The following is a 23,015-nucleotide window of genomic DNA, read 5'->3' as shown; positions in this document are numbered from 1 at the left end:
TTCGTTTTATCCGAATCCAGTTGATCGTGTCCCTGTTCATCTGTTATTCAAGGCAACTGAACTCGTCACCATGAATTATGGCATATCCCGGCCGCTGTTCTGGTAATTTGTTGAATAATTCCCGCTCTTACCTGAGCTTTTTCCGTAGGTGTTGGTGTCTATGGTTTCTTTTCCTAAAAGCTCTGATACATATTTGTGTGTGGCCTGCTCATTGCCGCCGAGATATAAAAACGTGTCGCAATTCCCCGCGATGCTTTCCCATTGCTTTTCAAACAGGGCCTTGAGCTGCGCCATGTTCTGTAAAATAATGGACACGGAAACGCCCCGGGAACGCATAACGGACAATATCTTTTCAAAATCATCGGGTAAACTCACATTCGCGAACTCATCCATGATGAAATGCACGTGTACGGGTAACAGCCCCCCATATTTTCGGTCAGCAGTGTAAAACAACTGCTGAAAAAGCTGCGTGTATAAAATGCTGATGAGGAAGTTGAAAGAGGTGTCGTTGTCCGGAATTAACGCGAACAGGGCTACCTTCTTTTCCCCCATACTCGCCAAGTCCAGTTCATCGGTCACTGTGAGTGCTGAGAGACTTTCAAGATTGAACTTTTCCAGTCTTGCTGCTAAGGTGATCTGGATGGACTTCACGGTCTTGGCAGCGCCGCTCCGGTAATTGCGGTAATATTTCAGGGCAATGTGATCTGGTTCCCGGGCTTCCAGACGATCCATCAGCTCATCAAGGGGCGACATATAGCCGTCCACATCTTCGGGGATGTCCCCGTTTCTGAGCAGCTCCATGACCATGGGAAAATTCTGTTCCTCGGTTGGGGCTTCGTATTTCAGAAAAAAGACCAAGGACAACAGCAGCATACTGGCTGCGGTATCCCAGAAGGGATCGCTTGACTGCGCGCCTTTTACGGTCGTCGCCTTAAAGAGGTTTGTCACAAGCCGCTGCACATCGTTGTCGGTTTTGAGATAGACAAAGGGGTTATAGCAGTGTGATTTCTCCATGTTGATTAAATCCAGAATGCGGACTTCATACCCCTTTTCTCTGAGCAGCTGTCCGGTATCGCGTAGGATCTCCCCTTTGGGGTCAAGGATCACCATACTGGTATTGGCCTGCATGACATTGGGCTTTGCATAGAAGCGGGTTTTCCCGGCCCCGCTGCCCCCGCAGACCAACACGTTTAGGTTTCTCCGGTGCCGATGGCCGTCCAGACCCATGCGGACGTTCTGGGTTAACAGCTTGTTATCTTCAAAGTGTTTCTCCCGGTATTTTCGGTTGATGCTCCGGGCGTCTCCCCACTTCGCGCTCCCGTGCTCCTCGCCCCGGCGGTAATTCTTTTTCGTGGCATAAAAAATCCCGATTCCCATGACATATAGAATCATCAGAATCAGGATGGATTTTAAACTGCTTTCACACCATGTGATTTTAAAAGGATGTTCCATCGCTTCGGGGAACTTAAGGATAAAGGCATAAAGCCCTTCGTCGATGAAGGGGGCAATGCGCAGGGCCAGTCCGATCACTGGCACAAGGAGGGCGATGTACAGCATGATGTTTTTACTGAAATTATCTTGCATGGCCGCGTTCCTTCCTTTTCCCGGTCTTTTCTGTGGGTGCGTCGATGGTTTTCAGCAAGAGGTCGTCCACGGCATCGGTTGACCGTTTCTGCCTTATCAGGCCGTTGCGCATTTGATTGAGGGCATTGACCAGAACGCCGTACTCCACATGGTCAAGGGTTAAAATTCTTTTGACTTCTTTCATGGTCTACCTCAGCGTGCCGGGTCAGCCCGGCTCTTTGGCTGTACCATCTGCTGTAAATTGTACTTCACCCGCATGGATACCTCGGCCATGGCATCCTTGATGGTGGTCAGCTCTGCGCCTACTTGCTGCGGTTCTGCACTGGTCAGGAAATCCGGCAGCTTTGAAAAGTCAAAGCACGCGGTTGAAACGCCTGCCTGTCGGCAGAGCATGTAAGCGGCGGCCTGGGCTTTAAAGTCAATATTCCCAGAATCTTCACCGTTTAAGGCCAGTTCAGCCTTGGCTAAAGCGGCAGCAATGCCCTGATACATGGCATCGGGTTCCAGCCCTTTTTCCACCACCACGCACTCCTTATCCATATCAAAATCCACGGCCAGCGTATGATTGACGGCTTCGGCGGTCAGAATCTTTACCGGGGCCTTTGAAATGAGTGATTTTATCAGCATCCGGTCATCCAGTTTTCCTATATTTTGAGAACGCACCCGACAGGTAGTCTGGGTGATGTCGTACATTTTCTTGGCGTTGAAGGACTGCCCGGTTGTTCCATCATCACGGGTGTAGGGATTTCCGGGTTCCAGAATCAAAATCGGGTTTCTGATCTCGGACTGTTTCACAAAGATACCCTGCTCTTTCCATGCCGTGTTGTCTGCAATTTTGGTGGCGGTTTCCCGCTGTGCCTGTATGAGCAGCGCGTTACGGGCAGTGTAGTATTCAAAATTAGCCTGAACGTTCAGATACCCCTGAAATAGCTCCGGACTTTTCCCCACAGTTTCAAGGGACTTTTCAATCTGTGCATAGCAGTATTCCCGGTTGGCCTTCTGCTCAGCCTGCCACTTTTGGTTGTTTCTCGGCTTCTGCTCGGTTTCTTCCTGACCAAACAGGTCATATAGGTTACTCATCGTGTTTTATCTCCCTTCGATTTTTTTGGAATCTCTTTTTTTGTTTTCCGCTTTGGTTCACGGCGTTTGGTTTCTTTCTTCTTCTCCGGTGCCCTGTGTTCGGGTTCTGCCCGGGCTTTTTCCTGTTCAGCCTTGATCGCTCTGAGTTCTGCCCGGACAGAAGGTTTAGATTCTCCTTCGGCGGGCGGCTTTGAGCTGTTCCCGGATGGAGAGCTTTTCTCCGGTTCCTGGGCCTGAGGGGCTTCGGCATAGGGTTTCTCCGCTTGTATGGCCTTCTGATCCTCCTTCCTGGAAACCAGTTTTTCCTCCTTTGGGGGCAGTGCGTTTTCCTCCTTTGACACTGCGAAGCCTAAGAGGTCATCCAGCAGCTGTTCTTCCCCGGCTTTGGCTTCCGGATCTGATGCACCAAATAGGTCATCCAGCAGGGCTTCTTCTGCCTGTGCTTCTTCGTGGGTCTGCCTTTCCCGTTCATTCAGAATTTCACTCTTAATTTCTGCGGTATTCACTGCTGCCAGCTGGAAGCGTTCCACGATCCGGTTGATCCGCACAGCGTCCTCCTGCTTTACCAGAATGTCCGTCACACCGTCCGGACTGCCCGACGGATTGCCCAGGGCACAGTAAAGCACCCCGTAATGCCTGGCTTCCTTGGCAAAGACTTCAAGGTCGGCGTTATTAATCGAAAAGACGGTCAGAGGTTTTCCCAATTTCAGCATGGTCGTTAACCGTGTTTTTCCTTTCGTCTTGTGTATGTCCGCACTTTTTAAAGCTGAGATTAACAGAAAAGCCAGATTCTTAAGGCCTGTTCCTGTCAGCCGTAACAAAAAATCCGCCCCTTCAAGGGATATGCGGATGACTTGTTCCGCTGCGTCACCGCTTATGTTCATTTTTGCTTTTCTCCTTTGCGTTATTTTTTTCTTCTAATTTGACCGCTTTGATTTTTTCTTTCATCGGTATGGATCGCGCGGCAATGCCGTCACAATATTTCACTTCCTTTCTGAGTGTTTTGATCTGCGCGCTCAGCCCGGCAATGTCCGCTTTAATTTTAGTCACCTCTTTTTCATCCGGTGTGCGCTGTGTTCTGTTCCAGAGCTTTTTCCGTTCGGTACAAAGTTTTTTTATCTGCTGTTCATTTCCTGCCTTATGGCTTTCCAGTTCTTCCATGGTGCTGATCTGATGGTGGCATAAAAACCGGGCTTCCTGACTGATTTGTTCCATCTTCCGTATATCCTCCCGGTACAGAAACGGCAGTGCGCTTGCTTCCCGGTCTTTCTTCTTTTGAAACACCCCCAGCTTAAAACAGTAGTATAGATAAAGGCCCCGCAGGCCGCTGGTATGACGGGCCTTTTCAAGACTTCCGTGCAAAAGCATTTTTTTCTTTGCAGCCTTTGGCCCGGGGCGGTGCTGCTTGATCTGCTGCTGTTCAAAAATCCGCTGCTCAATGTTGGTTAAGCTGTATTCGGGATACTTACGGTCAATGCGCACATACCGCGCTTTCCCGGGCGGCTTCAGCGTGAAGTATTTTGCATCGTACTTGATGGCGTATCCCTTCTGCCGCAGCCGGTACAGAAACTGCCGCAGCGTCACACATTCAGAAATCGTATCGTCAAGGTCTTTTATGATCAGGCCGCGCCACGTGGGTTTTCCTTCCCGCTCTGCCTGCCACTCACCGTACTGCATGGACTTGTTCATGGTCTTTTCGATGACGGAGAGCTTGTATTCAAGGCACAGGCGGTCAGACACCTCCCGCATTTTACGATAGCTCTCTTTATTGTCGTAGTACCGCAGTCCATCTGAAAAAGACACGGAATTTAAAACCATGTGATTGTGGATGTGGGCTTTGTCGATATGGGTTGCGACGATCACCTCAAACCGTGATCCCCACAATTCCTCTGCCAGTTTTACGCCGATTTCATGGGCGATCTCCGGGGTGACTTCCCCGGGCTTGAAACTCTGGTAGGCGTGGTAGGCAATGATGCCGCCCTCCTTGCGGTACTGCTTTTTAGTGATGGTCATCTCCTCCCGGGCGGTTTTCGGTGAACAGTTCAAACCTGTGACGTAAAACTGCTTTTCGGTTTTAACGTCCTGGGACACATAGTCCATCACATCCCGCAGGGCCTGCAGGTCCGCTTCGCCATAATTTTTGTTCTGTGTCTTATCCGGATTTTTGGCATAATCAATCACCCGGTCCAGACGGCCCCGGATGTCCCAGATTTTTGTGGTGGCCATGTCAGCTTTTTTCCGGCACCAGAAACTTTTCTTTGACTTCGGTCTGGAACTTCCGCCACTTCAAGGCTTCTTTTTCATAAAGCGGCTGATCCACAAAACCCAGGGCATTGGCCTTGGCGGCAATCTGGTTCAGGTTGTTTCCAATTGCGGACAGCTGCCGCATGGCTTCATAAAACGCCGGGCCGGGTTTTTCATGTAACTGGTAACCTTCAATCATGGCACGCAGAAAAGCTTCCCGGCTCAGGCCAGACTTCTTCACTTTTTTATCCAGTTCCTGTGCTTCCCGCCTTGTCAGGCGAAACAGGATTTCAACGTTGCGCTTTCGCATTTTTTTCACTCCTTATCCATGTTATAAAAGGGGGATTGGGGCACGCCCCAACAAGCGAAAAAGGTGAGGTGCCCGGAGGGCGGCTATCCTTTTTCAGTGCTTGCTGGGACAGTCTAACGCCGCAAAGCTCCCCTGATTCAATTTTTGTTACAGCTCATAATCCTTGTGTTTATCCTTTATCGGAACAGCGACAATCTCCCGATTAAGACGTATAAACTGTTCAGGATATTTGAATTGCTCAGAAAATTTTTCGATTTGTTTTGGGCTTAAGCTTGTAAAATCCTCGCTGTCCCTCGGGGCGTTACAAAGAAAAAAATCACCTGCAATGATCTCAACAAGCCGCTTTTTTTCATCAAAAATGCCCCGGTTCAGGGGCAGACCATTGATCTTTCCTTCCTCATTACAGATGATCACGGCATCGTCATCGGTTGGAAGATAGTACATTTCAATGTATCCATCCACTAATTTCTGCTTGGCTTCAAGGGTGTTCTCAATGGTCATTTCCTGCGGACACTCCCCGGCCCGGATCATCAGGATGGTTATTTCATCCTTCTTATTCGTTAGTTCATTTTGATTAATGGTATTGTTTTCCATAATCGTTTCCTTTCCCTTCGGTGGTTTCCGACGGCTCTCCCACATCCACAATGAGCGGTGATGAGGGGATGATCAATGTGATCTCCACATCCTCCCCCTCATAAAGTTTCATCAATTCGTTCAGGTTAATGGCTGTACTCATGTGTTTTTCTCCTTCGTTTTTTTGAAAATTTCTTTTATTGGCCGTGAGTTCTATTGATTCGTTCAGGGCATCACCCCCTTTCTGAAATAAAAAAAGCAGAATCTCCCAATGACATTCTGCTTACCGTTCCATGGTATCCCGGTGTTTCCCTTTTTCCGGAAATGCAATCTTTCGCTGCACATCTCCATTGTATTTTTCCGGGTGTTCCAGCTGATCCCTGTACTTTTCAATCTGTTTTGGTGTCAGGTCTCTGGCCTTTAGGGCTTCAAAGTCCCAATTGCACAGCAGAAAATCGCCATAAATATTGATCTTCTCATGTTCAGCCGTGTCAAAAACTGCACAGTTTGGAATCCGTTTATCTTCTTTTTGTGTAATGATTAGTGTTTCACCGGACATGGGGTATGCGCAAAGCGTCCCTTCAAAGACGCTCTCAATCCCTTCCAGACCATTTTCAATGCGGACTTTTTCAGGGGGCTGTCCGACGCGAACCAGCAGAGCATCCACTTCTTTCGGCTCGGGAAAAGCCGTGATACAATATTCTTCGGGAATCTCATTCCCGTCGAAAAAAGGGTAAAAACTCGCTCCGGTTTCACACACATAACAGCCGTTGATGTAGCTCCCGCAATCATTCATCCGCGCGTCCCGTCCGTATGCGTCATAGGCGATATAGTTGCTCAGTCCCTCCGGTATATCGAGATATGCACCGCACTCGTTGATATAGTATTCCCCCAGCGCATAGTCGTTGTCGATGTCCTGAACGATGTCGTAGCAATCCAGATTTTGGGTCAGATTGATTAAATCCACGATGCTTGACGTGTAGTCGCCCTCCTCAACAGCAATTTCATATTTTCTCATTTCTTCCTCGGTCAGCTCATCAAGGCAGGATGCGAGATAATTCAGAGCATCCAGATTTTCATATTCGCCCAGACAATCGCCCAGGCCGCTGACCTCTGTTTCATAGTCGGTGATAAAGTATTCCTCGTATCGCTTTCCGTCTACGCCGATCCGCTCAAAAAGAGCCTGTACTTCCTCAGTGTTGGCGGGTAAAGCTAAGGACTCACCCACCAGACAGCCCTCGTTATAGCGGCCTAAGTTCGTCACATAGGCGTTAATCACACCCTCGTACATGTTGATTTTCCTCCTTCTTTCTTTTACCGCGCATCGGTTTTCCGCCGGATCGGGTCTTTATCCAGCTTTCTCTTGATCCGCTGCGCGGTTTTAATATAGTCCTCCAATGTTTTAATAATGCCCTTTTCAAGCCGCTCGTCCATGCGGTCCATAACGCGGTAGTCCCCGGTGCAGTAGTAAGCCCGGCAGGCGGTGTTGACTTCCATGAGGGAATGGCGGTAGGTAATCAAGGATAAAAGCAGCTGTCCCTCTGGGCTGTCGGGCAGATACTGGATTTGAATTTCCGGGTCATCCGGATAGATTTTATCCATGGGTTTTCTGATGCCCATATCGTATAAAGCCCATTTGATGGTGTCTTGTGGGTACCAAAGCTTGGTTAAAAGCTGCTTGCCGCCGTATGTAATGCGTGCGTTTAGCAATGTGATCACCTCACCTGTTCTTTTTTATTTTGCTTTTCCGGTGTCAAAAATTGCGGAACTTCCGGAAATCCAATGGTATCCACATAATATGCCCGGGTTTGTCCACCTCTGTGAAAAACCAGTACGTCCCCTAAAGATAACGCGTGTATTCTATTTCCAAAGGGCCGGTCATCCATGTTGTGCTGTTTATATAAATCTTCTTGATCTACATCTGGTGCTAAGACAGCCATATAGACACGGGCATAATCCTTTGGAGAGATTTTTGTACGGGCTTCTGCATAGGTGCAAAAACCATAATCGGTATTTATCCTGTCGGGAATCTGGTAAATTTCATAGTAATCCATCACGTCCTTTTCCTTTGGCTGCGCGGGAAAATACCGCGCGCCGATTGCTTCCATGCGTTTGGCATACTCGTAGATATGAAAAACATTCCGTCCAATCTTTGTATGGTAGTCGTCCAGATAGTAGCATTGATGGGTATTGGTTGTTCCATCAAGCCGCTTCTCGGTAATCAAACCGCTGTCCTGTAACGTGAACAAGTCATTGTACCGGGTATCAATAAACCGTATCATTGGTGCTGTCATGTGCTTTTGCTCCTTCCTCTTTTTTCTTTTCTTTTTGCTCTGCTGTGCCTAAGTAGGTGACAATTTTGCCTGCTTTGACGCTCTTTTGCAGCTCGTCGAACTGGACAAGTTCGGAGACCGACACGCCGGGCAATGCCAGCATTTCAGTCATGGTCATGCCCGCAATGGCCTTTTCTGTGTTATAGCCTGCTTCGATCAGGCGCGTTAAAGCCCTGAAACCTTTGGTGTTTTTAGCCATGGCACTGCTCCTTACGGTTCATCCTTGAAGCGTCCGCGGACAAAATTGCCGTTGGCATCATAGTTATCTGGATTCGCGGCGGGTGATGACCATCCAAACAAAGAACCGCCGACCATGGCGGCTGTCTGCGCCTTGGTGATCCCAGCCTTTCGGTTGGCCCGCTCGGCAATGGCCCGGTTTGTTAACATATCCGGTGTGGACAGCTCGGACGGGAAATAGCCTTTTTCATTTTTCCGGATGGTGACAAGCTCTCCGGTGGAGCGTAGTGTGTTATAGCACTGTTCTGGTAATTTATTCATTTTCGGTCTGCTCCTTTCGTGGTTTCCGCATTTCTTTATTTCTTTGTATTTTTAATTCTTTGAGTGCCCGGCGGCACAAATCTTCAACAGCTTCCTGACGATGATTTTTATAATGGCCGTAATTGTATCCCTGGGCTTCGGTTTTCTTCCAAACCACATAGGGATAGGGCAGCTTTTCACTGTGTCCGATGACGAAAGCGGTATTCCCGACTTGGATGCTGTCGGTGATCTGATAGCCTTTGTTTTCCTGTTTTTCCATCAGCGTGCTTCTCCTTTTCTCATTTTTGCATTTTTTTGTAAATTTCTTATGGCTTCTTTCGCCCAGTCTGGCTGATGCTTCGGCTTAATTACCCCCAGAATATAACCATAAGAACAGCTCTTGCTCAGGCCATCGTAGAGCCGTTTGTACACGAGACTGTCCTTTGAAGGTGTCTTATCGGCCATCACATAGCCGATCTGTTTGGGTGCAATGCGTTCCTCTGGTCGAAACCATATGGGCTCAATCGCAATCATCTGGCCGCAGAGGTTTTTGTTCTGCTGATAAGGATCACACATTTCCTGGGTAATAATATCCAGCGGTACGTCCATCTCCTGTTGTTCGGCCCGCACTTTGTCGATCTGACCCTGCACACGCTGTAAAAATAGTTCCATCATTTCCAGATAATCGCCAGTTTGCATTTCTGAGTAGACATCCTCCAACAGCAGAGGCTCATAATAGCCACACAAAAACGCTGTTGGTTTATCATCTGACCGACATTCCCCAAAAATAACCATACGCCTGTGAATATCAATGGCCTGTGTGATCTGATAATCTTTGTACATCCAATCTGTTTCTAACATCTTTGTTCCTCCTTTGAACGTAAATGGGCGGCATCTCTGCCGCCCGGAATCCTGTTACCTCTCCATCTGCTTCTGGCGTTTCTGATAAAGCTCCAACGCCTTGATGATGGTATCTTCAATTTTTTTGTCGGTGGTTCCTTTCCTGAAATATTTGCTGATTTTCTCTTTCTTAATTTTGATGGTTTCCTTCTGGTTGGGCTTAACCTCTTTCATGATGGATAAAATGACGTTGTTTGTGAGCTTTCCTTCCTTGGAGAACTGTTTCAGCTTGGTGGACTGTGTCAGTGAAGGGGTACATTCCTCGCTCTCCATCACCTCTAAAAGCTGTTTTTGCTCGGCAGGTTTCAGGTAGGACAGTTCCACCGCTGGCCGGAATGCGATTCTCCCCTCATCCACCATGTCCAAAATGGGGGAATCCAGTTCGGTTAAGCGGATATAACGCTGAATTTGTCTACCACTATCACCAGATTCTTTACCAACAATTTCAGCACTCTCAGACTTTCCGACCACTGGTCGGGAAGTTTCGTCCATCTTTTTTCCCTGATGTTTTAAAGCCTCCAATTTCATTTTATATGCGTAAGCCTTCTCAGATGGCAATATATTCTCTCTTTGCAGATTAGAATCTACCATCAAAATGGTTGCTTCATCATCCGTCAGATTGCGGACAATACAGGGGATCGTGGTTTTTTCTGCAATCTCAGAAGCCATTTTTCTTCGGTGGCCGGAGACCATCTCGTATCCCTCACCTTCTTTCGGCCTGACCAAAGCGGGCGACAGTACCCCATATTCTCTGATGCTCTCGACCATCTCGCTCATGGCTTCATCCATCTGGAGCTTAAAGGGATGGTCCGGAAAGCTTGATATTTCCTCAATGGGGATTTCCATGACTTTTTCCAGTCCATCGTTCTGCCTTTCTGCATCGGTTTTAAACAGGTCATCGGCACTGGGAAGCGGCATGTTTATCTTTTTGTTTACTGCCATGGGTAATCACCTCCCTCGTCAAAGCTTTGTAGGCTTCACAGATTTTTGTTCCCTTATCATAGGTGTAAATGCTTTTGGCCGCCGCACTGGTTTCTGCTGCTTTTGTAGCCCGCGGAATGGCGTTGCGGAAAATATAAAGCTGTTTTCCGTACTGCTCATGGAGTGCTTCGGCCACCTCTTTGGTCATGTTGCTGTTAATATCGGCCATGGTAATGAGTGCCCCTTCAACCTTTAAATTGGGGTTGATCTGCCGCTTAACCTTGCTGATGGACTGGATCAGCTGGGTCATTCCATTGAGGGCCAGATACTGAGCCTGTACGGGAATGATGATGCTGTCCGCCGCGGCCATGGCATTAATTGATAAAATTCCCAGGCTTGGCATGGTGTCGATGAGGATATAGTCATAGTCCTTCTTGATGTCCTGCAGACACATGCGCAGTACGGATTCCCGGTTCATGGCCACCAGCAGTGACATCTCCATGCCTGCGAGGTCTAAATCCGCGGGAATTAAATCGACGTTTTCCGGGTGATGCAGGATCACCGCCTTTGGGTCAATGGGCTGGTCAGCGACAATGCCCTGCATCATGGTGGTTAGTGTCGCGTCAAGTCCATAGTGGTCGTACCATCCGAGGGAAGTGGTTAAATCTCCCTGTGGATCACTGTCCACCAGAAGCACTTTCTTTCCTTCGTTTGCCAGACCAACACCGAGGTTCACTGTGACGTTGGTCTTGCCGACGCCACCTTTTTGATTCGAGATTGTGATGACTTTGGTTTTTGCCATAATTGGCACCTCCTCAATAAAAAAAGCCGCTCAATGGTTTTTGAGCGGCGGGCCGTAATAAAAAAGAGAATACTGATTGCGTATTCCCGTTATAAATGCTTGTTGACAAGCTTATTCAATTGTTTTCTTGAACGATTTAAGTTAATGATACTTGTATTGTCCATAGACAAAGATAACAAGTCCGATAATAGTGTATATGCGATAAAGGTTAAACATATCACATTATTATCAAAAATATAGGTTAGAATTGACGCACTGAGGAACCCAAAACCAATAACATCAATACCGATTCCTATGATTTTATAAAATCTTTTTTATCTTCGTCTTTTACATCCACATAATAGTAATCATACAAAAGTTTTACTTTCTGTTTAGCTACGATAGAATATGTGATTATCTAAAACTAGTCCTACAAAAAAATAGTTCAGCGGTTTTTATTATTGTTAGTATACTTTCTTTACTACAGCAATTTCTCTATAAATACCGTTTTAATTTGCACTAATCACTATTCTATTTTAATTTTATCTGTTTTTTTATCTTTTCATTAACATTTTCTTGTTCTAACATGGTATATGCTTTTTCTAATTCTTTCAGAATCGCATGCACCTTATCTCGTTGCTGATCTTCCCCCATTTTTTGTTGGCATTCTTCAAATGTCCATTGATGATCTTGAGCTGCTTTCTTCATGTTATCTAAAAGTATTTGATACTGATACATTATCATTAAAAATTTTTGATAACAAAAAACAAATTTGCTCAATAAAGCAGCTTCCTGTTCATTAAATAAAAACTCAATTTTAGTCGCAACAGAATTGAGCATCTCTAATTTTACTAAGAATTCCTTGTGATCTGGCTGTTTAAGGGGATTTTTAATTACAGATGCTATTTGCTCTAAATAAGTATTATTTGTCATTAGTTCAAACCAGCAACTAATTGATAGCATTGCTTTATCATCTTCATTTTCATCAAAAAAATCACGATTTTTTTCATACAGTTGCATTAACCCTATTGCAATGCCATAGTTTTCGATACGTTCATCAAACAAATGCTGTTTGTTACTTAGCTTTATCTGCTGTTTTGTTTGAAGCAATGCGATGATAGCAATAACAACGGTAACCACTGAAAGACAAAAATTCCAATCTAATTGCATTCTAGATTCACCCCTTTGGATTAACTTAAGTACATTATACATTTTTTTAATAAATCTAACAAATCAAATGGCAACTTTTATCTTTTTAAATCACTCCCTTTCTATCTTTCCAGTGAAAGTAATGCCGTTTTAGCCGGGAAACAGCCCGCCCCAAACCAATGATTACAATCGCAAGGCTCAACGATGCTGAAAGTATTCGAACACCAGAATAACCGTTGTTAAACATCAGATAAACCGGCACGCATATGAGCAGACTTAAAATACTCACAATCTGCACCGCCAGCCACGGCGGATAGCTTCGGTATTTTTTCTCCCGCTTTCGGATGCCCCATAACAGGATCAAGCCAAAAGTCATCATCCCGGTTAATGTCAGCACTGCGCCTAAATCCCATTCATTCACATTTCTTCCTCCTTTTCAAATACCAGATACCTGCTGCAATTCCCACTAAGGATACAAAAGAAAAAATCAATTCCTTAACAGGTGTCGGTTCTTCCATGGTCTCAGGTTTCGCTTCTGCGGGAAGTTCTTTAATTCGTTTGCCGCGCACCAGCAGCCGATGGCTGTTGATCTGGTACGGCGTGCAGGTCAGCAGGGTTACAAAATCCTGCCCATCCACGGGTTTTAAGGCTTCGGTCTGATCGGGTGTGACCACTAAAATCTGATCCACCTCATAGGTTAAAGTCTTATCAAGGACGTGCAGATAAAAGCGATCTCCCATGACCAGCTGATCTAAATCCGTGAACAGCTTCGCGCCCGCATAGCCCCGGTGTCCGGTCAGCACCGCGTGTGTCCCGGTGCCGCCAACGGGCAGAGCGGTGTTTTTCAGATGTCCCACACCTCGCGAGATCACGGATTCAGATGTCCCGTGATAGATGGGTAGGTTCACTTTTATTTTTGGTATCTCGAGTGTCCCCATAACCCCATCAACATTTAGAATCTCTGCATAATCCATGACATTGTCTTGTGCATCCTCAGAAAAAGGATCTCCAATGATCGGATTAATTAACTCTTCGTTGTAGTTAATGGCATTTTGATAGGCTTCATCCATACGCTGTTGGTTCATCTCCTCTGTCGTCATTTGATAATCCTGAATCACCTGTCCCTGTTTTTGGGAAGCCAGAAGATAAACCATATCCGGATAAAGGATGCAGCCAATCCCCGCACTGATCAGAACAATAATTAGCAGCAGCATTGCTTTGTTTCTCATTTCCAGCTTCCCCTTTTGCCTATTTGTTCCCTGTGTTTCGTTTGCCCCGGATGAAAAGAATGGCGGTTCCAGCTGCCATAAGGATCAATGCCGCGCCCATATAAAGAGGTGTTAAACTTCCGGTGCCGCCTGTGTAGGGGAGGTCGTAATGCTTGATGTTTTCCACAACGATCTTGTTGGCTTCGGCATGACTGTTTGAATTGACGGTCACCTTTACAGGGTATTTCAGTAGATTGTAGGGCTTCCCTTCATTGTCAATTGGGGCCTGTGTCTCAACGATCCAGTAGTTGGTGCTGTCCCCATAGTAGGCATCCTGGCCCTTCTGTCCATAGGCAAGGCCCCAGAAGTGCGCGATGCCGTTTGCGTCCGTGGTTACTTCCCAGTCAATGGCGTTATTGGCAGGGTCTTTGACGGCGTTGATGTTCTTTTTCGCATCGGCTTCGGTTCGGTAAATTTTAAATTTTGCGCCTTGAAGCTTAAGGATATTGTCGTCCGCATCCACTTTTAAAAGGTTGATTCCTCCAGTGTGTACTTCGGGCTTTTTGTCATCGGGAACGGTTTGTGGTTCAAAGAAAATGTCTAAGTTATTGGTATAGTGGATCGTCGCGCCGTTTGGGATTGGCTTACCTAAGCTGCCCTCGGCGGTTTTGTTTACAAAGGTGTTGAACTCAATGTTGAGGGCAGCATTTTTATCTTTGGTGTTTGGCAAAGATTTAGCCGCGGTCTTTTTGCCTGCATCCGTCAGGGATACGGTTAAGGTTCGGCTGTTGGCCGTGTTCGGTTCCGTGACCGTATAGCAGTCCGGTGTCATGAGCACGCGGTTTTTATCGGTATCGACACGGTAGACCTTGACACTGGCCGGAACAAAATCTAATCGGGTGTCAATGATGTCTGTTATTGTGTAGTTCTTACAGGTCGCCATATCGTCCGGAAGGGTTGTCTTGATAATCCACTTTACGCTCTCGCTGATGTCGGCGGTGTCATGTTTGTTTTCCAGTTCCGTAACAAACTTGTCGATGTCCGGGCCGGGTTTGATCTGATTTTTGGGGAATACGTGGACGTTGTAAATCCAGCCATCCCCTGCCGGATTCGTGAGGGGCACCGACACCAGACACGGGCCGGCCTTTTCGGCCACTGCCGGGTTGGTCTGTTCTTCAATGCGGTACACGCCCATGGGGAGGTTGTCATTGCCTTGAATCGTGACGACTCCATCGGCTCCAGTGGTGACGGTTTGAATGTTCCAGGTGGTATCCACCTTGGTGTTGTCGGTATCCTGCATTTTCATAACTTTGAATTGGATACCCGGCAAAGGGATCGCATCGGCAGGAACTTGATCGGTCTGCTGCCCGCTCCCCTCGGTGGTGGCTTTTGTGATGTCCTCCATCCGGTATTTGTGAATGGTCAGGCTCCGCGTTGCACTGGTATCAGGTGATCCGGTAGCGGCAAAAGCGGGGCCGCAGCTTGTGCATAAAACGGCAATGCTTAAGGCAAGGCCGCCGATTTTCTTGAACAATGGTTTATTTTTCAGATTCATTTTTCTGTTCCTTTCTTTTTTTGTTTGTCTTTTTATTGTTGTTGCGCTTTTTCAAAACCAGAGCTGTGCCTGCGGCTGCGACGATGAGCACGATACCGGTGAGCATGAGTGTTATTCGATGATTTCCGTTTCCACCAGTAAAGGGCAGCTTAAAGTTTTTAGTATTGGCCACACTCAGGTTACTGCCGTCCTTGGAGAAGGCTGGCGCGCTTCCCTTGACGCTGACCTTGACAGGTTCTGCCGCTTCCGGATCAATGGTCACACGCCACTGCCCCATGGGCTTGGCATAGCCGGGAACGGTCTTGGTTTCCATGAGCTGATATTCTCCGGCATAGAGATTGCCAAAGTCAATTTTCCCGTCTGTACCGCTGATCCGGGTGCCGATAACGGTCTGCCAGCAGGATTTAATCTTGTCATCCTGTAGGTTGTTATGCGTATGCTTTTCATCACAGCCATACAGCACAAAGGTGACGCCTTTCAAGGGCTGTTGAGTTTCCGTGTCCAGCTTCTTAAAGTTAAAGGGAACTTTTTTCGGTTCATTGGTTTTAGAAACGGTCACCACATCTCGTATGCCGTCAATGGTAAAGTGAAGCTTTGTCTGATCCAGCTCATAGCCCTTTGGCGCGGAAATTTCTTTAAAGTAGTAGTCTCCAAAAACTAAATCCGTCACGTTCCACTGCCCGTTTTCATCGGTCACCCCCTGTTTCAATAAGTTACCCTTGGTGTCATACAGGCCAAAGGTGGCTCCGGCGAGCTTTTCTTTGGTACGGTTATCCGTCTTTTGCAGCTGGGCATCCCCGGTGGCACCGGTGAAGTTTGCACGGAAGCTGCCGCTTAATGGGCTTTGGCCGACAGCAAGGGAAACAAAAAGTCTCTGGGTATCGGGCACGTCTGGGGCGTAAATGACGCAGGCATCCGGATTTCCGGCATCACTGCTGTGGCGTTTAACGGTTGTTGGCGTAATGGTTGCGGAGACCTCACCCTGATAACTGCCGTCTGCGTACAACATAAAGTCGTCATCGTCATAGATGGTCATGGAGCTGGTATAGTCCCCGTAGGTCTGACCGGATGTGTTGCGGGCTATGGCGTGTACACCACTAGGCAAAGTGACGGTATAGTTTCCATGATCGGCGATATTGCTGCAGTATGTCTGAAACCATCCGGTTTCCTGCCGCTTGGTATTGGCGTTCCAGACCGCTTCCTCCCGTTCCGGGATAATGCTCCAGCTGGCATCCCAGTTATTGGGGTTCTGATAGCTGAGGGTATTCACAAGGTTGGCAACGGTGGGATCGGTCATATAATAATCGGTATAAGAGCCGATGCCTGCAATGACGCGGATCGCCGCCCATGTCTGAACATAGTATTCCCCGCTGTTTCCATCATGATAGCCGTGCCACATGACGTTTCGGATACGCCAGCTCTGCACGTTCCAGCTTTCCCGGTTATAAGTGACCAGACCGTTGGGACCGACAACTTCTGAGGGAATGTTGAGTGACGGATCGGCACAGTAGGCGATCTGATCCACGCCGTTATCGCTGATTCTCAAAATCGGCGTGGTGGTTGTAATGATGTCGCTTCCGTCGGGACTGGCAAAGTCGCTGCTGTAGATCACGCCATCATCCCACCCTGCGGCCCGCTGAAATTTTTTGTAGTGGGGTTCATCCCCAAAGCTCCGGCTCGCCAATGTCCTGAGACTGGTGGAACAGCTCACCGTTCCGCCTGTGCTCGTCTCGCCTAAAATGTAGTTGCCGAAAGCATCCCTCTTTCCGGTGTCCTCGGTGGCGGTAAGGCCGTTTGTATCCAGAATCGCTTGTTCCCCGGCATCCAGTTCAGGACTTTTTTTCTTGGTATCCTCGTTCTCTCCGGTAGATGCCGGATTGGTTTGAACGGTTGGCTCTGTGATCTCCAGTGAATTTTCCGTCTCTGTGTTTGCCAAAACCTCTGTTTTGAAGCCGCAGCCATAAATCAGCATCAACAGGGCCATGAGCAAAACGACAGCCTGTTTAAATCGGTGTGTCATGCTGATTCCTCCTTTTACAATTTTGTTCTTTCACGTTTGAACCTCCTATTTAAAAATATCTATCTCAACCGCCTTACGGCGTTTATTTTCTGTTTTGGGCAAAGAAAAAGCAGCTTTCAATTGGGATTGATCAGCTGCTCTCAGCGGCATGGCTGCCGTGCTCTATTCGATTTTTTGTGTTCTTGATTTTTTCTAAATGTGACAAGTTCCTGATTCCAGTCTTTTTGTCTTGGTAAATCTGTGATGAATTGTTTTGACGTTGTGAATCGGTCTGGAAAAGCTTCCATGATTTCCTGTGTGGCACTCTTAATAAAATCCTGACCGGGACGGTTCCCGTATTCATTGACCGGGTCATTGTCCACACCAAACACAATTTGACTGATTTCATGATGTGTTGACAGGTAGTGCAATATCGGAAGGTATTTCAGGCCATTGCAGGAAAGATAGTGATCCCGGCGGTTGTCAAAGCAAAGCGGATTGCGCATGTTTTTAAGGGTCATATAGGAAAGTAAGTCGATGGGTGATTCAAAGATAAAAATCCGTGAATTGGCTCCGGGTAAGGTAAATCCGTATTCGGCCCGGCTTCCCTCCACGAGCATCTTAAAAGGGGCATATTCGTTACTCCCGCGCAGAAAAGCGGATGCGGGTTCTTCACTATCGTCATATCCTACAAACACGCAATTACAGCGTTCATCCTGATAGATAAGTTTTTGATCAACACAGTATTGAACGATCTTCGGATCAAGCTTGCGGGTTTTTAACAGATAGGCAAAGAGATTGCGGTAACTTTTGGCTTTGGGCGGCAGGCAAAAAGGCTTTGACGGCGGTGGCTCCGTCTGCGGGATGGGCCGATGGGCGGGTGGGGCGTGATGGCTGAAGTCCAGCAGCTCTTGAACGGCTTCTTTCCAGCTGCAGGCATTGAGCCAGGTGACAAACTGAATAATGTACCCTCCCTGACCGGATGCAAAGTCTTTCCATTTACGCCCGTCGGGCGTTACGTCAAGACCGTTCCACCCTTTTACCTTCACCCGGCGGTTGCTGCGTTTGAGGTCAAGACCGCGGTACTCCATGTAGTCTATAATATTAATTGTATTTACATAGTCTATTTGATCATCGGTGAATCTCTTTTTCATTATTCAACTCCTTAATTTGGGTACAAAAAAAGCAGATCAACTCATGCTTAAAAGTTAATCTGCTTCTTTACGATCCTATAATCTTTATAATTAATGCTGTATAGAAATTCTAAAACCCTGCCATGATTTTGAATCAAAAAACAACGGATTTTGTACCGTATATCATTCCTTTCATTATAATTATTGTGAATATTGCTGACATTTTCCTGACCGCTGCTGACATTCCACTGACAGAAATCAGTCATTTTTAACCTTTTTCAGCTATATTTTTCCGTATTTTTTTCTTCTTAATCTAAGCCCTTATTTTGCTTTTTTGTATAAAAAAAACTGGGCTACAGAATCTCTGAAACCCAGTATTTATGCGGTTTGGCGGAGAAGGAGGGATTTGAACCCTCGCACCGCGTTAACGGCCTATACCCTTAGCAGGGGCACCTCTTATAGCCACTTGAGTACTTCTCCATGTTTAATGTCAGCTAAAAAAGACTACGTTTTTTATCACTGACCTATTCAGTTTTGATGGCCGAGAGGGTGGGATTCGAACCCACGTGGGCTTGCACCCTAACGGTTTTCAAGACCGCCCCGTTATGACCACTTCGGTACCTCTCGACTCGAAATGCAAGATTAATTATAACAGGGGCTGAAGCCCCTGTCAACCATTTTTTTCGTGATTTTTACTGGTTTTTTTTTATGGTTTTTTATTTAGAGTTTCACCGTCCAACCCAGTTTATCTTCAACCGTTCCTGTTTGCATTCCGAACAGTGTATCGTAAATTCTTTGAGTGTATTCGCCGATTTCGCCATTATTAAAGCTCATATCCTCACCCTGGTATTCCAAACCGCCAATCGGTGATACAACAGCCGCTGTTCCAGTCCCGAATACTTCTTCAACCTGACCTTTATGATACATATCCACAAACTCATCAATGGTAATACGGCGTTCAATGACTTCTTCTCCCCAGGAGCGCAGAAGCTCAATAACACTTTTACGGGTGATTCCCGGAAGAATGGTTCCATGAAGCTCTGGTGTAATAAATTTGCCATCTACCTTAAAGAAAATATTGCTGGTTCCTACTTCTTCAATATACCTGCGCTCTGCACCATCGAGCCAGAGAATCTGTTCAAATCCTTCATCATGGGCTTTTTCCTGGGCCGCCAGACCGCCTGCATAGTTACCACCGCATTTAGCCTCACCTGTGCCACCCACAACAGTTCTTGAGTAAATATCTTCCACATGCATTTTTGCAGGCTGCAGGCCTGTCGCATAATATGCACCTACTGGACTCAAAATAATAATAAATTTATAGTGATGGCTGGTGCGAACACCGATAAATGGGTCTGTTGCAAAGACAAAAGGACGAATATACAAAGAAGTCCCCGGTGCGTGAGGCACCCAGTCCTGATCAAGGGCGACAAGCTGCTTTAAAGCATCAAATACAAATTCTTCATCAATCTGAGGAATACACATCCGGACATTTGAACGATTCATACGCGCAAAGTTTTCCATAGGTCTGAAAAACTGGATATCTCCCTCTGGCGTTTTATAGGCTTTCATTCCCTCGAAAACTTCCTGGGCATAATGAAGCACCATCGCCGCTGGAGAAAGCTCTATCGGCCCATATGGGACGATTCTAGCATCATGCCAGCCCTTACCTTCTGTGTAATCCATGATAAACATATGATCTGTAAATTCAGTCCCGAAAACCAAATTGTTTTCATCTGGTTTTGGCTTTAACTGTGTTCTTTTCGTAATCGTGATTTCCATAGTTCTTCCACTCCAATCTTTTTAAAAACACTCTGATATATAGTATACATTTATTGTATACAAAGAACAAGTGCTAAAATAAAAAAAAGGGCAAATTTGCCCTTTTTATATGTATTTTTAATTGTACACGATCAATTTAGAAATACCAATTCCCCGCAATACATACAGAACCGCTGGTCTGATAGCTTCTGAAGCTTGTAAAATTATGGCTGCGGATGCCGCCTTCCATGCAGTCTGTAACCGCCTGCTGTACAGCTGCTGGAGCATTACCAAGATACTGAGTATAATAACCGTCAAGGTAAGAAGCAAACTGGCCTGGTGCTGTCAATACACTTACAGCATCTGGGCCCCACCCTGCGTCTACACGGTTCATAACACAGGAGATAACCCCCATTGCGCCTTCATAGGAAGTGCCGCCTTCATGTGCAACAATTGCACAGATCAGATCAAAATCGCTGCCTGCAGTCTGAGTTGCATTTCCAGCGCTCGGACTTGGGCTTGAAGCAAGGCTTTCAGGAACAGCTTTCTTTGTTCCAACTTCCACGACTTCCTTAACCGGTTCAACCTTTGTATTGCTGGAAATATTCTCGCGTTTTACTTCTACGCCGTCCTGATAGGTTACTTTATCCACAAAATCGGCTTTTCCAACGACACCTTGTGTCACAACATTGCGTGTACCCTCTTCAAGCTCTGCATTTTCTTTTTCTTCGCTTTCAAAAGGAATATCTCTTTCACCAGCCTCTTCTTTTACTTCAATACGAGTAATGGTTACATTTGATACATCTGTTGTCAAAGCAGTCGATGGCGCTGGCGTTACAATATCATCATCATCGTACTGAACATTATTGTCACTCAAAAGATCTCCAACTGTTTCAGCTGCCGATTTATAATCAACTGTCTTTCCGTCAACCTTGATCTGGCCGACAGCATTTTTCTTTACTGTAACAGTATCTACATCTTTAACTTTTTTATCCGGATCAACGCTAATCGTATATTCTTCACTTACTGGATAACCCTGATCCTGAAGAACTTCTTCTACAGATTTCTGCAGCTGCGCATTGATAACTTCTGTCTTAACAGCATCGGCTGCAGTCGCTTTATTTTCGTCTAAAACAAGCTTTACATCTTTAGTCGCATTAAACGCGCAGGTTACGCCAATAATAACAACCAGAACAAACAAACCGGAAATGATGGCCGTTTCCTTTTTATACCTCTTTAAAAATCTCTTAACCAATGTTAACTTATTCAAATCGTGTACCCCTTTTTTACTTGTTTTACAAATTCAAAGTATAGTTTACAAGTTCGTTACAAAATAAATTTTAACAAGATTTTAGATGTTTGTCAAGTTATTTAAGCATTTATGCTATAATAATGGCTATTGGAGGATATTATGACGAAAAATATTTTAAATTTTCATAAAGAAACTGCACGTATTTTTGCCACAAATCTTTTACAATGGTTTTACAAATCAAAACGTGCCCTGCCATTTCGTGAGACCAAAAAACCATACAATATCTGGATCTCAGAAATTATGGCGCAACAAACCCAGATTGATACGCTTATTCCTTATTATCATCGTTTTGTAGAGGCTTTTCCCGATGTAACGGCTCTGGCTGAGGCACCAGAAGATAAAGTTCTAAAACTCTGGGAGGGGCTGGGCTATTATTCCAGAGCGAAAAATCTTCATAAGGCCGCTAAAATAATTCATGAAGAGTATAACGGTATTTTTCCAGACCATTACGATGCGCTCATTAAGCTTCCCGGCATCGGGCCATATACGGGCGGCGCCATTGCCAGTATTGCTTTTAAAGAAAAGGTACCTGCCATTGACGGGAATGTTCTGCGTGTAATCTCACGCTTTAATAATTATAACGGCGACATCGCCAATGTCAAAGTAAAAAATGCCATTACTGACTGGGTTGCTCAGGCTTTGCCTGATAAACCCGGCGATTTTAATGAAGGCCTTATGGAACTCGGCGCTTTAGTTTGCACCCCAACCAACCCCAAATGCATGATTTGTCCTGAACAGAATATCTGCGAAGCTTTTAGAGAAGGAACAATGAATCAATTGCCCGTTAAATCGAAAAAAAAACGTCAGAAAAAGCTTGAAATGGAAGTTGGGATTGTCGATATGGGTGGTGCTCTTTATCTTGTTAAACGTCCGGATAAAGGCCTTCTGTCAGGTTTATGGAGTTTTCCTATTATAGAAGAAGAAAAAACAAAGCCTGGCAACGCTATCCGCCAAGCTTTAGAAACCATCTTTCCCAATCTTCCAGAAGGAAAAAATATTGGTAGCTGCAAACATGTTTTCAGCCATATTATTTGGAATATGACCGTCTATTATTTTGAAATTAATTCCGTGATGGCCGCTGAAGCACCAGAAAAATATGGTGACACTCAAGCCGCTTTCAAAGATCGTGAACAGCTGGCTGCTGTGGCGTTACCAACGGCTTTCTCTAAATTATTAGTGTTACTATAAAGATGTAAAAAAGAAAAAAGCAAGGAATTATTTTAGATTCTTTGCTTTTTAATGTTAAGTTCTACTAACCAAAAAAAGTTAGCAGCTCTTATCGCCGCGTACTCCGGTGTCCTGTAGACACCTTCGTCAGGGGCTGCGCCCCATAAAAAGAAAGGTCATTGGCCCTTTGCAAGTAAACTTGCACGGGCCACTCACCTTTCTTTTTTTTGCGCGGCTTAAGCTTAAATGTAAAAAGACCCCGCGATGTCCTATCCTCCCAGGCAGTTGCCCACCAAGTACTTTCAGCGCTGAAGGACTTTACTTCTGTGTTCGGTATGTAAACAGGTGTTTCCCCTTCGCCATCATCACGAGATCAATCTTGCGTTTTTATTCAGTTTTTGGTCACTCAAAACAACATAAAGGAAAAGAGTGTTTCAAAAGTCTTGTTAGATCAAGACCTCGGCCGATTAGTACTGGTCAGCTCCATACATTGCTGCACTTCCACCTCCAGCCTATCTACCTGGTCGT

25 protein-coding genes, 2 tRNA genes, 2 rRNA genes and 1 pseudogene are annotated in these 23,015 nt (G+C 46.0%); 1 reads left to right on the top strand and 29 read right to left on the bottom strand.

The genetic code is table 11. From position 1 onward, the window contains the following. Positions 1-81: 81 nt before the first annotated feature. From FYJ53_RS00150 to FYJ53_RS00020, 27 genes and pseudogenes are all read right to left on the bottom strand, one after another. Positions 82-1,584: pseudogene (locus FYJ53_RS00150) on the bottom strand (VirD4-like conjugal transfer protein, CD1115 family); the annotation flags it as partial. After that, on the bottom strand, positions 1,574-1,768 hold the full coding sequence (locus FYJ53_RS00145) for a hypothetical protein (RefSeq protein ID WP_154556859.1): 195 nt from the start codon (positions 1,766-1,768) through the stop codon (positions 1,574-1,576). The gene FYJ53_RS00145 and the pseudogene FYJ53_RS00150, both read right to left, overlap by 11 nt. Before the next feature lie 8 nt (positions 1,769-1,776). After that, a complete protein-coding gene (locus FYJ53_RS00140) occupies positions 1,777-2,664 on the bottom strand; it encodes a hypothetical protein (RefSeq protein ID WP_154556858.1) in 888 nt (295 codons plus the stop codon). Then, entirely contained in the window at positions 2,661-3,548 is an 888-nt protein-coding gene (locus FYJ53_RS00135) for a PcfB family protein (RefSeq protein ID WP_154556857.1), read from the bottom strand. Before FYJ53_RS00135 ends, FYJ53_RS00140 begins: the two co-directional genes overlap by 4 nt. Beyond that, positions 3,532-4,890 carry a relaxase/mobilization nuclease domain-containing protein gene (locus FYJ53_RS00130; protein ID WP_154556856.1) on the bottom strand — a complete coding sequence of 453 codons (1,359 nt, stop codon included), beginning with the start codon at positions 4,888-4,890 and terminating at the stop codon, positions 3,532-3,534. Before FYJ53_RS00130 ends, FYJ53_RS00135 begins: the two co-directional genes overlap by 17 nt. Position 4,891: 1 nt before the next feature. Continuing rightward, complete coding sequence (gene mobC / locus FYJ53_RS00125; RefSeq protein ID WP_154556855.1) at positions 4,892-5,218, bottom strand: plasmid mobilization relaxosome protein MobC; 327 nt, start codon at positions 5,216-5,218, stop codon at positions 4,892-4,894. A gap of 147 nt (positions 5,219-5,365) precedes the next feature. Next, complete coding sequence (locus FYJ53_RS00120) at positions 5,366-5,812, bottom strand: DUF3846 domain-containing protein (RefSeq protein ID WP_154556854.1); 447 nt, start codon at positions 5,810-5,812, stop codon at positions 5,366-5,368. Then, the gene (locus FYJ53_RS00115) at positions 5,793-5,954 is read right to left on the bottom strand and encodes a hypothetical protein (protein ID WP_154556853.1); all 162 of its coding nucleotides are present in this window, start codon (positions 5,952-5,954) and stop codon (positions 5,793-5,795) included. The genes FYJ53_RS00120 and FYJ53_RS00115 overlap by 20 nt, the downstream gene beginning before the upstream one ends. 120 nt (positions 5,955-6,074) lie before the next feature. Next, positions 6,075-7,082, bottom strand: coding sequence for an antirestriction protein ArdA (locus FYJ53_RS00110; RefSeq protein WP_154556852.1), 1,008 nt, complete (start codon positions 7,080-7,082; stop codon positions 6,075-6,077). Between the two features lie 23 nt (positions 7,083-7,105). Further along, positions 7,106-7,501 (bottom strand): hypothetical protein, encoded by a 396-nt coding sequence (locus FYJ53_RS00105; protein WP_154556851.1) that lies wholly within the window; start codon positions 7,499-7,501, stop codon positions 7,106-7,108. Positions 7,502-7,506: 5 nt separating this feature from the next. Further along, positions 7,507-8,085 (bottom strand): YodL domain-containing protein, encoded by a 579-nt coding sequence (locus tag FYJ53_RS00100; RefSeq protein ID WP_154556850.1) that lies wholly within the window; start codon positions 8,083-8,085, stop codon positions 7,507-7,509. Next, entirely contained in the window at positions 8,057-8,323 is a 267-nt protein-coding gene (locus tag FYJ53_RS00095; protein ID WP_154556849.1) for a hypothetical protein, read from the bottom strand. Before FYJ53_RS00095 ends, FYJ53_RS00100 begins: the two co-directional genes overlap by 29 nt. 11 nt (positions 8,324-8,334) lie before the next feature. After that, complete coding sequence (locus tag FYJ53_RS00090; protein ID WP_090414235.1) at positions 8,335-8,622, bottom strand: hypothetical protein; 288 nt, start codon at positions 8,620-8,622, stop codon at positions 8,335-8,337. After that, a complete protein-coding gene (locus FYJ53_RS00085; RefSeq protein ID WP_154556848.1) occupies positions 8,615-8,881 on the bottom strand; it encodes a hypothetical protein in 267 nt (88 codons plus the stop codon). Before FYJ53_RS00085 ends, FYJ53_RS00090 begins: the two co-directional genes overlap by 8 nt. After that, complete coding sequence (locus tag FYJ53_RS00080) at positions 8,881-9,462, bottom strand: hypothetical protein (RefSeq protein WP_154556847.1); 582 nt, start codon at positions 9,460-9,462, stop codon at positions 8,881-8,883. The genes FYJ53_RS00085 and FYJ53_RS00080 overlap by 1 nt, the downstream gene beginning before the upstream one ends. 54 nt (positions 9,463-9,516) lie before the next feature. Further along, the gene (locus FYJ53_RS00075) at positions 9,517-10,443 is read right to left on the bottom strand and encodes a ParB/RepB/Spo0J family partition protein (RefSeq protein WP_154556846.1); all 927 of its coding nucleotides are present in this window, start codon (positions 10,441-10,443) and stop codon (positions 9,517-9,519) included. Then, positions 10,397-11,224, bottom strand: a complete 828-nt coding sequence (locus FYJ53_RS00070; RefSeq protein WP_154556845.1) for a ParA family protein — start codon at positions 11,222-11,224, stop codon at positions 10,397-10,399. Before FYJ53_RS00070 ends, FYJ53_RS00075 begins: the two co-directional genes overlap by 47 nt. 510 nt (positions 11,225-11,734) lie before the next feature. Beyond that, on the bottom strand, positions 11,735-12,373 hold the full coding sequence (locus tag FYJ53_RS00065; protein ID WP_154556844.1) for a hypothetical protein: 639 nt from the start codon (positions 12,371-12,373) through the stop codon (positions 11,735-11,737). An 85-nt stretch (positions 12,374-12,458) separates the two neighbouring features. After that, positions 12,459-12,773: a hypothetical protein gene (locus FYJ53_RS00060; RefSeq protein WP_154556843.1), complete on the bottom strand. Its 315-nt coding sequence runs from the start codon at positions 12,771-12,773 to the stop codon at positions 12,459-12,461. Continuing rightward, on the bottom strand, positions 12,766-13,581 hold the full coding sequence (locus tag FYJ53_RS00055) for a class C sortase (protein WP_154556842.1): 816 nt from the start codon (positions 13,579-13,581) through the stop codon (positions 12,766-12,768). The genes FYJ53_RS00060 and FYJ53_RS00055 overlap by 8 nt, the downstream gene beginning before the upstream one ends. Before the next feature lie 19 nt (positions 13,582-13,600). Then, positions 13,601-15,115 carry a SpaH/EbpB family LPXTG-anchored major pilin gene (locus FYJ53_RS00050; RefSeq protein WP_154556841.1) on the bottom strand — a complete coding sequence of 505 codons (1,515 nt, stop codon included), beginning with the start codon at positions 15,113-15,115 and terminating at the stop codon, positions 13,601-13,603. Next, entirely contained in the window at positions 15,099-17,135 is a 2,037-nt protein-coding gene (locus tag FYJ53_RS00045; RefSeq protein WP_154556840.1) for a collagen binding domain-containing protein, read from the bottom strand. Before FYJ53_RS00045 ends, FYJ53_RS00050 begins: the two co-directional genes overlap by 17 nt. Before the next feature lie 140 nt (positions 17,136-17,275). Further along, positions 17,276-18,268, bottom strand: coding sequence for a DUF3991 and TOPRIM domain-containing protein (locus FYJ53_RS00040; protein ID WP_154556839.1), 993 nt, complete (start codon positions 18,266-18,268; stop codon positions 17,276-17,278). Positions 18,269-18,635: 367 nt separating this feature from the next. Continuing rightward, a tRNA-Ser gene (locus FYJ53_RS00035) sits at positions 18,636-18,727 on the bottom strand. A gap of 58 nt (positions 18,728-18,785) precedes the next feature. Next, positions 18,786-18,874 (bottom strand) — tRNA-Ser (locus tag FYJ53_RS00030). A gap of 93 nt (positions 18,875-18,967) precedes the next feature. Next, positions 18,968-20,029: a branched-chain amino acid aminotransferase gene (locus FYJ53_RS00025; protein ID WP_013378535.1), complete on the bottom strand. Its 1,062-nt coding sequence runs from the start codon at positions 20,027-20,029 to the stop codon at positions 18,968-18,970. Positions 20,030-20,165: 136 nt separating this feature from the next. Next, entirely contained in the window at positions 20,166-21,278 is a 1,113-nt protein-coding gene (locus FYJ53_RS00020) for a G5 domain-containing protein (RefSeq protein WP_148430519.1), read from the bottom strand. Between the two features lie 141 nt (positions 21,279-21,419). Here FYJ53_RS00020 and mutY point away from each other — a divergent pair, with 141 nt between their 5' ends. Then, the gene (gene mutY / locus FYJ53_RS00015) at positions 21,420-22,508 is read left to right on the top strand and encodes an A/G-specific adenine glycosylase (protein WP_148430517.1); all 1,089 of its coding nucleotides are present in this window, start codon (positions 21,420-21,422) and stop codon (positions 22,506-22,508) included. Between the two features lie 235 nt (positions 22,509-22,743). Here the strand turns inward: mutY and rrf are convergent. Beyond that, a 5S ribosomal RNA gene (gene rrf / locus FYJ53_RS00010) occupies positions 22,744-22,860 on the bottom strand. A 74-nt stretch (positions 22,861-22,934) separates the two neighbouring features. Next, a 23S ribosomal RNA gene (locus FYJ53_RS00005) occupies positions 22,935-23,015 on the bottom strand; the annotation flags it as partial.

It is taken from the genome of Eubacterium sp. BL-380-WT-2B, from assembly GCF_009696115.1.
GTDB lineage: Bacteria > Bacillota > Clostridia > Eubacteriales > Eubacteriaceae > Eubacterium > Eubacterium callanderi.
Note: the sequence above shows the minus strand (reverse complement) of the source record. Positions and strands in the feature narration are given on the sequence as shown.

What these genes read in the sequence shown, in the direction of transcription:
- FYJ53_RS00145 (WP_154556859.1), bottom strand. Translation starts at nt 1,768, where the DNA reads ATGAAAGAAGTCAAAAGAATTTTAACCCTTGACCATGTGGAGTACGGC.
- FYJ53_RS00140 (WP_154556858.1), bottom strand. Translation starts at nt 2,664, where the DNA reads ATGAGTAACCTATATGACCTGTTTGGTCAGGAAGAAACCGAGCAGAAG.
- FYJ53_RS00135 (WP_154556857.1), bottom strand. Translation starts at nt 3,548, where the DNA reads ATGAACATAAGCGGTGACGCAGCGGAACAAGTCATCCGCATATCCCTT.
- FYJ53_RS00130 (WP_154556856.1), bottom strand. Translation starts at nt 4,890, where the DNA reads ATGGCCACCACAAAAATCTGGGACATCCGGGGCCGTCTGGACCGGGTG.
- mobC (WP_154556855.1), bottom strand. Translation starts at nt 5,218, where the DNA reads ATGCGAAAGCGCAACGTTGAAATCCTGTTTCGCCTGACAAGGCGGGAA.
- FYJ53_RS00120 (WP_154556854.1), bottom strand. Translation starts at nt 5,812, where the DNA reads ATGGAAAACAATACCATTAATCAAAATGAACTAACGAATAAGAAGGAT.
- FYJ53_RS00115 (WP_154556853.1), bottom strand. Translation starts at nt 5,954, where the DNA reads ATGAGTACAGCCATTAACCTGAACGAATTGATGAAACTTTATGAGGGG.
- FYJ53_RS00110 (WP_154556852.1), bottom strand. Translation starts at nt 7,082, where the DNA reads ATGTACGAGGGTGTGATTAACGCCTATGTGACGAACTTAGGCCGCTAT.
- FYJ53_RS00100 (WP_154556850.1), bottom strand. Translation starts at nt 8,085, where the DNA reads ATGACAGCACCAATGATACGGTTTATTGATACCCGGTACAATGACTTG.
- FYJ53_RS00095 (WP_154556849.1), bottom strand. Translation starts at nt 8,323, where the DNA reads ATGGCTAAAAACACCAAAGGTTTCAGGGCTTTAACGCGCCTGATCGAA.
- FYJ53_RS00090 (WP_090414235.1), bottom strand. Translation starts at nt 8,622, where the DNA reads ATGAATAAATTACCAGAACAGTGCTATAACACACTACGCTCCACCGGA.
- FYJ53_RS00085 (WP_154556848.1), bottom strand. Translation starts at nt 8,881, where the DNA reads ATGGAAAAACAGGAAAACAAAGGCTATCAGATCACCGACAGCATCCAA.
- FYJ53_RS00080 (WP_154556847.1), bottom strand. Translation starts at nt 9,462, where the DNA reads ATGTTAGAAACAGATTGGATGTACAAAGATTATCAGATCACACAGGCC.
- FYJ53_RS00075 (WP_154556846.1), bottom strand. Translation starts at nt 10,443, where the DNA reads ATGGCAGTAAACAAAAAGATAAACATGCCGCTTCCCAGTGCCGATGAC.
- FYJ53_RS00070 (WP_154556845.1), bottom strand. Translation starts at nt 11,224, where the DNA reads ATGGCAAAAACCAAAGTCATCACAATCTCGAATCAAAAAGGTGGCGTC.
- FYJ53_RS00065 (WP_154556844.1), bottom strand. Translation starts at nt 12,373, where the DNA reads ATGCAATTAGATTGGAATTTTTGTCTTTCAGTGGTTACCGTTGTTATT.
- FYJ53_RS00055 (WP_154556842.1), bottom strand. Translation starts at nt 13,581, where the DNA reads ATGAGAAACAAAGCAATGCTGCTGCTAATTATTGTTCTGATCAGTGCG.
- FYJ53_RS00050 (WP_154556841.1), bottom strand. Translation starts at nt 15,115, where the DNA reads ATGAATCTGAAAAATAAACCATTGTTCAAGAAAATCGGCGGCCTTGCC.
- FYJ53_RS00045 (WP_154556840.1), bottom strand. Translation starts at nt 17,135, where the DNA reads ATGACACACCGATTTAAACAGGCTGTCGTTTTGCTCATGGCCCTGTTG.
- FYJ53_RS00040 (WP_154556839.1), bottom strand. Translation starts at nt 18,268, where the DNA reads ATGAAAAAGAGATTCACCGATGATCAAATAGACTATGTAAATACAATT.
- FYJ53_RS00025 (WP_013378535.1), bottom strand. Translation starts at nt 20,029, where the DNA reads ATGGAAATCACGATTACGAAAAGAACACAGTTAAAGCCAAAACCAGAT.
- mutY (WP_148430517.1), top strand. Translation starts at nt 21,420, where the DNA reads ATGACGAAAAATATTTTAAATTTTCATAAAGAAACTGCACGTATTTTT.